Source organism: Halalkalibacter kiskunsagensis, from assembly GCF_037027555.1.
Taxonomy (GTDB): Bacteria; Bacillota; Bacilli; order Bacillales; family Bacillaceae_D; genus Halalkalibacter; species Halalkalibacter kiskunsagensis.
Genome location: NZ_JAXBLX010000051.1, coordinates 23,296 through 32,463, shown reverse-complemented (window position 1 = coordinate 32,463; position 9,168 = coordinate 23,296). Strand labels below are relative to the sequence as shown.

General features: G+C 37.3%; 9 protein-coding genes and 1 tRNA gene. 6 read left to right on the top strand and 4 right to left on the bottom strand.

Features of this window, described 5'->3' with window-relative positions:
- Positions 1-352 precede the first annotated feature (352 nt).
- Positions 353-1,405, bottom strand: coding sequence for a competence type IV pilus assembly protein ComGB (gene comGB / locus SLH51_RS20920; protein WP_335963470.1), 1,053 nt, complete (start codon positions 1,403-1,405; stop codon positions 353-355).
- The gene (gene comGA / locus SLH51_RS20915; RefSeq protein WP_335963469.1) at positions 1,386-2,441 is read right to left on the bottom strand and encodes a competence type IV pilus ATPase ComGA; all 1,056 of its coding nucleotides are present in this window, start codon (positions 2,439-2,441) and stop codon (positions 1,386-1,388) included. The genes comGB and comGA overlap by 20 nt, the downstream gene beginning before the upstream one ends.
- A 215-nt stretch (positions 2,442-2,656) precedes the next feature.
- Here comGA and SLH51_RS20910 point away from each other — a divergent pair.
- Together SLH51_RS20910 and mscL are read left to right on the top strand one after the other, a co-directional pair.
- A tRNA-Gln gene (locus SLH51_RS20910) sits at positions 2,657-2,728 on the top strand.
- 112 nt (positions 2,729-2,840) lie between these two features.
- Entirely contained in the window at positions 2,841-3,347 is a 507-nt protein-coding gene (mscL, locus tag SLH51_RS20905) for a large conductance mechanosensitive channel protein MscL (protein ID WP_335963468.1), read from the top strand.
- Positions 3,348-3,535: 188 nt separating this feature from the next.
- Here the strand turns inward: mscL and SLH51_RS20900 are convergent, their stop codons facing one another.
- Positions 3,536-3,733: a hypothetical protein gene (locus SLH51_RS20900; protein ID WP_335963467.1), complete on the bottom strand. Its 198-nt coding sequence runs from the start codon at positions 3,731-3,733 to the stop codon at positions 3,536-3,538.
- Positions 3,734-3,853: 120 nt separating this feature from the next.
- On the opposite strand from SLH51_RS20900, the gene SLH51_RS20895 reads away from it, so the two are divergent.
- The 4 genes from SLH51_RS20895 (at position 3,854) to SLH51_RS20880 (ending at position 8,086) form a co-directional block, all read left to right on the top strand.
- Entirely contained in the window at positions 3,854-6,190 is a 2,337-nt protein-coding gene (locus SLH51_RS20895; protein ID WP_335963466.1) for an ATP-dependent helicase, read from the top strand.
- The gene (locus SLH51_RS20890) at positions 6,191-6,832 is read left to right on the top strand and encodes an HD domain-containing protein (RefSeq protein WP_335963464.1); all 642 of its coding nucleotides are present in this window, start codon (positions 6,191-6,193) and stop codon (positions 6,830-6,832) included.
- Between the two features lie 196 nt (positions 6,833-7,028).
- The gene (locus SLH51_RS20885) at positions 7,029-7,502 is read left to right on the top strand and encodes a hypothetical protein (protein WP_335963462.1); all 474 of its coding nucleotides are present in this window, start codon (positions 7,029-7,031) and stop codon (positions 7,500-7,502) included.
- A gap of 200 nt (positions 7,503-7,702) precedes the next feature.
- Positions 7,703-8,086 (top strand): hypothetical protein, encoded by a 384-nt coding sequence (locus tag SLH51_RS20880; RefSeq protein WP_335963461.1) that lies wholly within the window; start codon positions 7,703-7,705, stop codon positions 8,084-8,086.
- A gap of 135 nt (positions 8,087-8,221) precedes the next feature.
- Here the strand turns inward: SLH51_RS20880 and fabI are convergent, their stop codons facing one another.
- Entirely contained in the window at positions 8,222-9,001 is a 780-nt protein-coding gene (fabI, locus tag SLH51_RS20875; RefSeq protein ID WP_335963471.1) for an enoyl-ACP reductase FabI, read from the bottom strand.
- Positions 9,002-9,168 lie beyond the last annotated feature (167 nt).

Genomic DNA, 9,168 nt, shown 5'->3' with positions numbered 1-9,168 from the left:
TTCGCTCAAAATGTATCGCTAACGATACTAAGTTATTTCAACCTATCGAATGATAGGATTTAATTGACGAGAAAACACGTTTCTCTATTTCGCTTGGCTTTTGTTCAGTTTTCAAAGAACTGTTTCAACAGCAACTTTTACATCTTAACATCAATCAAAAGATAAAGTCAAGATCATTTTTCAAAAAAATGTTTGCCGCTCATCAGCGACGAATAATAATATACCACATAAAAATCAAAACATGCAACCTTTTTTATAATTTTTTTAAGAAAATTTATTGATAAACAAAAAAAGGCCGACCTATCACACATTAGCGAAGGTCGAGCACTTCAAAGAAACCTTTCATATAAACTTAAAGTGATCCTACCATTTGGAAAAGAGGCAGCATCGTTGCAAGGAATAATAAAAAGACAAACCCTCCAACAAATAAAAATAGAATCGGTTGTACGAGGCGGAACCCCTTCTTTAAGTCTTCCTCAAGTTCCAGAAATAAAATCTCACTATATTGCTCAAGATCATTCCCTAAATAACCAGTTCTCTCACCATTGTCAACAACATACGTTAATTCAGTACGTAAATACACTTTATTATATAAGATCTCTTGAAACGATTGCCCTTGATGTAGTTCATGTGAGATCTGTATGCATTCTTGTTGAAGAAACGGAAGATAATCTTGTTTTTGAAATTGCAATAACGATTGTTGCAAAGACATACCAGTACTAATAAATTTCCCTAGTTGCAAAGCAAAAATATACGTAATTACAGTTTTAACATACCCGTTACAAAAAGGAACAGACATAAGCTTCATCGTTCTTTGGTATGGCGACAACTTTTGGAATTTAACAATTAAATAAAGAATGAGAGGAACAAGAATTACAAGACATCCCCCAACAATATAGGGCAGGTGGTTCACAAAGGAGAAAAAGACTTGTGTTAATAATGGTGGGGTATCGTTCATCATTGTAAAAAAAGAACGAAAATGAGGAATAACAAATTGAAACATTAATAACAAAACAAGCGCACAAAAGAAGATTAAAACAAGAGGATACCTTAGGAGTTTCGATATATCCGCTAAAACTTTCTGTCTTTGAACTAACAATGTTCCAGCATGAGTAAACCCTTGCGCTAAATTTCCTTGATGATCATAAAAATACAGAAACGATTTAATACTTGCCGGAATATCAAAAGATCGGAACGCCTCATGAACGGAATGCCCCTCTTTTAGATTTACTAATACTTCATCAATTTGATCGCTTGTTGTTTGGATTACATGTAGTTGAACAAATCTCAGAGCTGCTTCAAGTGGATACCCTTGCTCAAGTAAGCGACCTATACGAATAAATGACGAAGCTACATTTTGAAGATGTTGCTTACGAGACTGTGTTTTAGAAAGAATTAGAAACAAATTTCAACACCTCTTTCTCTTCTATATAACCAAGTGCCCATGCTTTTTTTGCCTCTAATACAAACGGATGATCAATGAGTCTTTTTTCATTGGTTATCGATTGTCTAAGTGCATCTCCTTTTAATACTTCATATAATGCTGCTCTAGACATATGCCGTTCTCGCTCACAAAAAGGATGACACATACGTTCACACAAAGAACATTTAGTAGTAATAATTCGTTGAGAAAGGACAATTTTACAGCATTCTATAAGATCAAAACGCGAAACACCAAGATCTAACATTCTCATTAAAGCAGAAAAACAACTATCAGAATGAACAGTAGCAAGGACAACGTGACCAGTAAGCGAAGCTCTAATAGAAAGTGCCGCTGTTTCTTCGTCTCGAATTTCTCCAATTAAAATCACATCTGGATCATGCCTTAACGAGGCTTTAAGAATGGCATCAAACGTCATACCATTTTTGGGATTCACTTCTACTTGGATTGAATTGGGAATGTACCTTTCTACTGGATCCTCAATTGAAATAACAGACTTTCCACCCTCTTGGATAATTTGGTCGACAATTGTATAGAGTGTTGTCGTCTTACCTGACCCTGTTGGTCCTGATAGCAAGCAGAGACCATGAGTTAATGATGAGACTGAATGAAGAATTTTAGATTTGTTAGGGATAATTGATAAGGTTGATAATGATTGAGTAGTAAAATTGGGAAGTAAACGTATGACTAAGCTTTCCTTATTTCTAGTGGGAAGTGTAGATAACCTGAGGGAATATACTAATCCTTTTTTCTCGTGTACCATTGAAGCACTTTGGGGCTTACGCCGTTCACCTATATCCATACCAGATCGATACTTAAAATGGCTTATTAATCTTTCTGCCATTTTCAAAGGCAACCTTCGCCAACTCTCGATTCGTCCATTCAAGCGATATAATACTAAAAAGAACTCCTCTTCAGGAATAAAATGCAGATCTGTAACTTTCATTTTTACAGCTTCATTAAGTAGCTGTTTGCTATACTGTTCAATCTCATACAACATCTACCACCTCTTTTTCTTTAAGTAAGGTTTACCACTCACTTATCTAAATATAAAAAATTCAACAAAAATAAAAAAAATCCTTTTTCTTGAATGAAAATTTTCAATTCGGTTACATTATATTTTAGATACATCATTCCCCCTCCAATTGATTCAAATTATTCATTAAAAATTTGTTGCATAATTTTTAATCGATTGGTCACAATAAAAAATATCGATGGGCTATAGCCAAGCGGTAAGGCATCGGACTTTGACTCCGTCATGCGTTGGTTCGAATCCAGCTAGCCCAGTACCAAAGAAACGAGTTAAGTGCACACAACACTTTGCTCGTTTCTTTTTTCATTAGCATAATTCATTTCCTCTTGCATAGGGTTGTTACTACGAAGCAAAGAGGGTGATAAATTGAAGCTTTTTAGTGAATTTAAAGAATTTGCAGTTAGAGGTAACGTCATAGACATGAGTATAGGAGTTATCATTGGCACGACATTTGCTAAGATTGTAGAATCATTTGTTGACGATATTATTATGCCGCCCTTTAGCCTGTTATTTGGACAAGTAGACTTCTCCAATTTATATATTAATTTATCCGATCGTCATTTCGATACATTTGTGGAGGCTCAGGAAGCAGGAATTCCAATGCTGAATTATGGTGTCTTCTTAAATCACGCCGTTCATTTTCTAATCGTAGCATTCGTTCTTTTCTTATTTGTTAGACAAATCAACCGAATAAGAAGACCAGAAGAAGACCCTCTCATGAATATGAAAACGAAAGTATGTCCTTATTGTTGTCAGTCTATCGCCTACAAAGCGACTAGATGCCCTAGCTGTACATCTGATCTTGAAGATGTACGCGGAAAGAGCATAACACGTCAACCTTATGTTCGAACACAACGAAAATCATCTTCATGATTTTTTTAGCAACAGTTTCCGAACCCTTTTCAACTTTTGACTTTTTTGTTTAAATTAACGTTCTAGAATGTTTCCACTTTTTTAAACATTTTTTTACCATGATGCCTTATTCTATTATTGCCTCTTATACAAGTTCATTAACATCGAGTTCGGTATAATAGATATGAGGACTATTGTCTTCAACCACTTCATGAAGTTCGTCTTCCTCCCTCTCTTTCTGATCGTTCTCGTCTTACTTGCACAGAACTAATAAATAAAAAGTTTAAGCCAACGATAGCTGCAATAAATGGCGCATAGAGAAACTGCCCGTGTTCTATCCAACCAAAAGCAAAATAAGCAATGGCACTAATTGTAACGACAATCCCTAAAATAAAAAATGATAACATCTCACTTCATCCTTTCAAGTTTTCTTTTTTATTTCCTTCTTTTATTATGAAAAGAAACACACATCCGCGCCAAAATTTGCTACGATAGGACAAGATATATAGACGAGAGGAGACCCTATCATGCAAGTGGCTTATCACCAAGACAAGCTCATTCACCTTCCTAGCTGTGAGCGTGAGAAATGGCAACAATTGTATATGGCTAGTATTCGACAAGAGGTCACTTGTATACATTGTCATTCACCTCTACGAATGGAGCTTGGCATCCTCACTCCTCCAACATTCATTCATTTGCAAGCAAATAAAGAATGTCTGGAAACAGCTCAACTAATGGAAAAAAAGATGCAACAACCAACAACAAAAGATGATGAACCACAAACATCTATCGCAGGATTCCAAATGCCTAAGAAAAGAACAATTACGTCATCCTCAGATCAAGAAAATGAAAGTTGGAAGGAACCTGAATTCGTAAAAGCAATTCCAGCATTTGCACCAAGACAGCTTCCTACTAATGTAGGCCAAAATGGATATCGACACACTTTAGCGCAAAGCGGTATTTTCCTAGACAACAATCAGTGGGAAGCCGTTCAATCAACCGAAGGACCGCTTCTTATATTAGCTGGTGCTGGAAGTGGAAAAACACGCGTTCTTACGACTAGAACTGCTTATATGCTGACGGAGTTAAATTACTCCGCAAAAGAAATGATTCTTGTTACGTTCACAGCAAAAGCTGCTAAAGAAATGAAAGAGCGGATGCGAACATATCCTGAAATTCAACCAGCTGTCCTTAATCAGTTAGTAATAGGCACTTTTCATAGTATTTTTTATAAGATGCTTATGCATCATGAACCGGAACAATGGGCTCCATCCAATTTATTGAAGCAAGAATGGCAACGACAAGCGATGATTAAAGAAGCTGGTAGGGAAATTGATATTGATGAGAAGGAATTTGCCTTTGATCAAGCTTTAACCCAAATTAGTTGGTGGAAAAATCATCTTCTATCCCCTGATCAAGTGAAGACAAAAGATAAGTGGGAAGAGCACGTCGCTTATTTGTATAAACGTTATGAACAGATGAGACTTGCCAAGAATTTATTCGACTTTGATGATATGTTACTCGGCTTGTACGAATTGTTAATGAATAATCCTAGACTGTTAAAACGATATCAGCAACGATTTGCTTATGTATCCGTAGATGAATTTCAAGATATCAATAAAGTACAAGTTGAACTTATCACGATGCTAAGTGAGCGGACAAAGAATTTATGTGTCGTTGGCGATGATGACCAGTCTATCTATGCATTTAGAGGTAGTGATCCATCTTATATTCTTACCTTTAAGGAACGGTTTTCTAATACAAAAATGGTTGTATTAGATGAGAATTATCGCTCCAACCATGAGATCGTCTCTTCAGCAAATAATGTCATTGCAACGAATCGCACACGATATTCAAAACAATTACATGCCCAAACTTCTTCGAATGAGGCCCCACTGCTTTTTTATCCTTTTGATGAAGAGGAAGAAGCAACGATGATCGTGACCGATATCAAAAAACAGCTTGAAGCTGGCGAATCCCCCTCTGACTTTGCTATTTTATTTCGAACAAATAGTTCAGCCAGAGCTCTAATTGAACGATTCGTTTCATCTAGCATTCCTTTTCAATTAGATGCAGATGGAGAATCCTTTTACCGTCGAAAATCAGTAAGAAAAGTTCTCGCTTATTTACGTCTAGCTCAAAATCCAGACGACGCGACTGCGTTAAGTGATTTACTCGGGGCCTTGTTTTTAAAACAACAAGTTATCCAGGAAGTAAAGGCGAATAGCATCACACAAGATTGCACATTCGTTGAAGCATTGCCACAGATTCAGGGGCTTCAACCATTTCAATCGAAAAAACTATCGACAATGCCGGAAAAATTTAAACAGTTAAAAACAAAATCTCCAGTGGATGCCATTGCTTTCATTGAACAAGAAATGGGATTTAGTGACTATGTGAAAAAGCAGGGCAATGAAGGCAATAAGATGGAACGTGGTTCAGACGATGTTCGTGATTTAAAAGTGGCTGCAAAACTACATCCTACCATTCAGGACTTTTTAGATTACATTGATCATATGACCATTAAGTATGAAGAAATTCGTTATCAAAAAAATAACCAAAACGCTACACAGTTGATGACAATCCACCGCGCTAAGGGCCTTGAATTCAAACACGTCTATATACTAGGTGCGGTCGAAGGTGGATTGCCCCATGATTACGCTCTTGATGCTTGGCGTGAAGGGGATGACAAACCACTGGAAGAAGAGCGTCGTCTCATGTATGTAGCTATGACTAGGGCTGAAAGAAATTTAAAAATTTCCGTCCCGATTATGAGACGTGGCAAAAGAGCTTTTCGCTCTCGATTCGTGAGAGAAGTGCACCGAATCGCGCCAAAACAACTTCGAGAGGAAAGGAGCAAATAAATGAACAAACAAATGATCGAACAAACAGAAAAATGGGTGAAGTCCCAACTTGAAACTGAAAGAACAGGACATGATTGGTACCATATTCGTCGCGTAACAAAGCAAGCGAAAGAAATCGCTGCTATCGAAGGTGCCGATGAGCTAATTGTCGTATTAGCCGCCCTCCTCCATGATTTAATTGACGATAAAGTAGTCACAAGTATTGAGGAAGGACTTAAAAATGTAACTGGTTGGCTCATTTCAATTGGCACAACGAAAGAGCAACGAGATCATATAATTGAAATTATTACAACGATTTCTTTTAAAGGTGGCACCAACCAACCAGTCTCTACGATGGAAGCGCAAGTTGTCCAAGACGCTGATCGCCTTGATGCAATAGGAGCGATCGGAGTTGCAAGAACGTTTATTTATGCAGGTAGTAAAGGTGATCCTATGTACGATCCAACCTTATCGGTTCGTGAAAATTTAACAATTGAGGAATACCGAAATGGCCGCTCAAGTGCGATTGGACACTTTTATGAAAAGCTCTTAAAACTAAAAGAATTAATGAATACACAAGAAGGAAAAAAACGAGCTGAACTCCGTCATCAGTTTTTAGAAAACTTCCTCCAGCAATTTCTCGATGAATGGGGGGAAGAGTAAACTTCAATAATATAGGTAGTCATTAATAACCTAATTACTCAATTCTGTATCTTTAATTATGATAGAAGAACCTGCCAATAGTCACACATTTGGTCGGTTCTTTTTTAATCCCAAATTATCTTTTTCCTGATACTTATTGAATACAATTATTAGAATTTAAATGATAAAAAGTGGATAAGCCACATAGATATAAAAGGTGACTGAAATTAAAGGCTGGATTCAAGGGATTCCCTTAAAGAAGACAGTCTCTGATATGCTGTACGCAATCTTTAAACAAAATAGTCTATTTAAAGAGGTGAAGAATGTGGAACAAACCGATCAGAAATTGAAAGAAGCATTTCAAAACTTAGAAGAAGCAATGAGTCATTTTCAGAACCTCCTTCAAACCGTTACAGAAGAAATTGAATCAAACGAAAACTCAAATGTTCCTAAAACCATCAAATCATTAAAGGTGCTCTTAAACGACAAGAGGCACATCCTTGATCCTGCAATCCAATTTGAAGACATTGTAGATCATACTGTTTGTGATCTAAGTTCAAGCATTCCTACTGGACATGTAGTTACTCTTTATTACAGAAAGCACCCGATTAGAAAACAAACCATTTATCATTCAGAGCCTGTCAATTTAAAACCATGGCTTGCTTTCAGGCTTCATAACCTTTCCCACTAAAGAAACACTGCTTCCAATGCTATAAACTCCGCACGTTTCACGCCTGCTACGAGAACTCTCCACTCGTAGCAGGCTTTAAAACACTCGCTTTTTCATTTTCTTCATTACGTATCAACACTTTTCTCAAAAGTGGACATTCACCTACTTTCATAATTCCCATAGGATAAAGAGAATCTAAAGAGCAAAAGGAGGAACTTCTTATGTACGGTCCGCAACAACCATCAGTTCAGTACCTACCGCCTGTTGTCGTATCTCAATATGTAAATCAATGGGTTACAACATCCATACCCAATTACGGTGAGGTTACTGCATATATAACTGATTACAATCGTCGTACTGGTATGGTCTCTATGTTCATTTACCGAGCACCATCTTATCGACCGCAATATATCCAAGTCCATAATAGTGACTTAGTCGGAATCGCTCCTTACTATGGACCAATTCCACCTCGTCCAGGTAGACCGCCAAGACCAAGACCACCTTACTACCCAGGAGGCGGCTATCCAGGTGGCGGTTACCCTGGAGGCGGATTTTGGCCTTGGATATTCGGGCAGGCTTTTGGTAGTTCACAGCAACGATATTAAACGTATGTTTACATGAAATTTTTAGTATGCCTCGTTTCATCCCCTTAAATAAAAAATAGCCCCCTGATTTTTTAATCAGAGGGCTATTTTTTATTTAAGAAAGAACAAAAAGTAAAATCACTCTCTGTACAAGAACTAAGACATAGACAAGATATTGAATCCACTATCTACATGAAGCAGTTCACCAGTCACCCCACGCGAGAGATCACTCATTAAGAACAATGCCGTATCCCCTACCTCTTCTTGCGTTGTTGTCCGACGAAGCGGAGCTCGTTCTTCGATTTCTTTTAGAACATCGTTAAATCCACCAATCCCTTTAGCGGCTAACGTACGAATTGGACCTGCAGAGATCGCATTGACTCGAATACTTTCTTTCCCTAAATCATTCGCTAAATACTTCACACTTGCATCTAAAGAAGCCTTTGCAACACCCATTACATTATAATTGCGAACGACTTTCTCGCCACCAAGATATGTAAGAGTAACAATACTGCCGCCTTCTGTCATAAGCGAACGTGCTTCTTTTGCCACAGCAGTAAGTGAATACGCACTAATATTGTGAGCAAGCAAAAACCCCTCACGCGTTGTATTTAAATACTCACCTTCTAGCTCATCTTTATTAGCAAAAGCAATACAATGAGCAATTCCATGAATCGTCCCAACTTCCTCTTTAATTGATGAGAATGTTTTTGCAATTTCTTTATCATCTGTAACATCACAAGGTAGGATGAGATGATCTTTCCGCTCTAATGTCTCCATAAGTTGACGGACATTTTTTTCTAATCTTTCACCTGCATATGTAAAAATTAACCTCGCACCAGCATTTGCTAATGACTGAGCGATTCCCCAAGCTATACTACGTTTGTTAGCGACACCCATTACTACGTATGTACGATTCTCTAAAGAAAGTTGAATCATTTTTTCCCCTCCATTACGAGTAGTTATTAATACCAAGTACTAATTATTATATCACACAAGCTTACTGATGGATAGGTTCAACACCCTACCCTCTTAACCCTTTTTTGTCTGAATATTCTTTCGTTCATACAAGCAAGCTTCACATTTATAAATGATATTTTGAT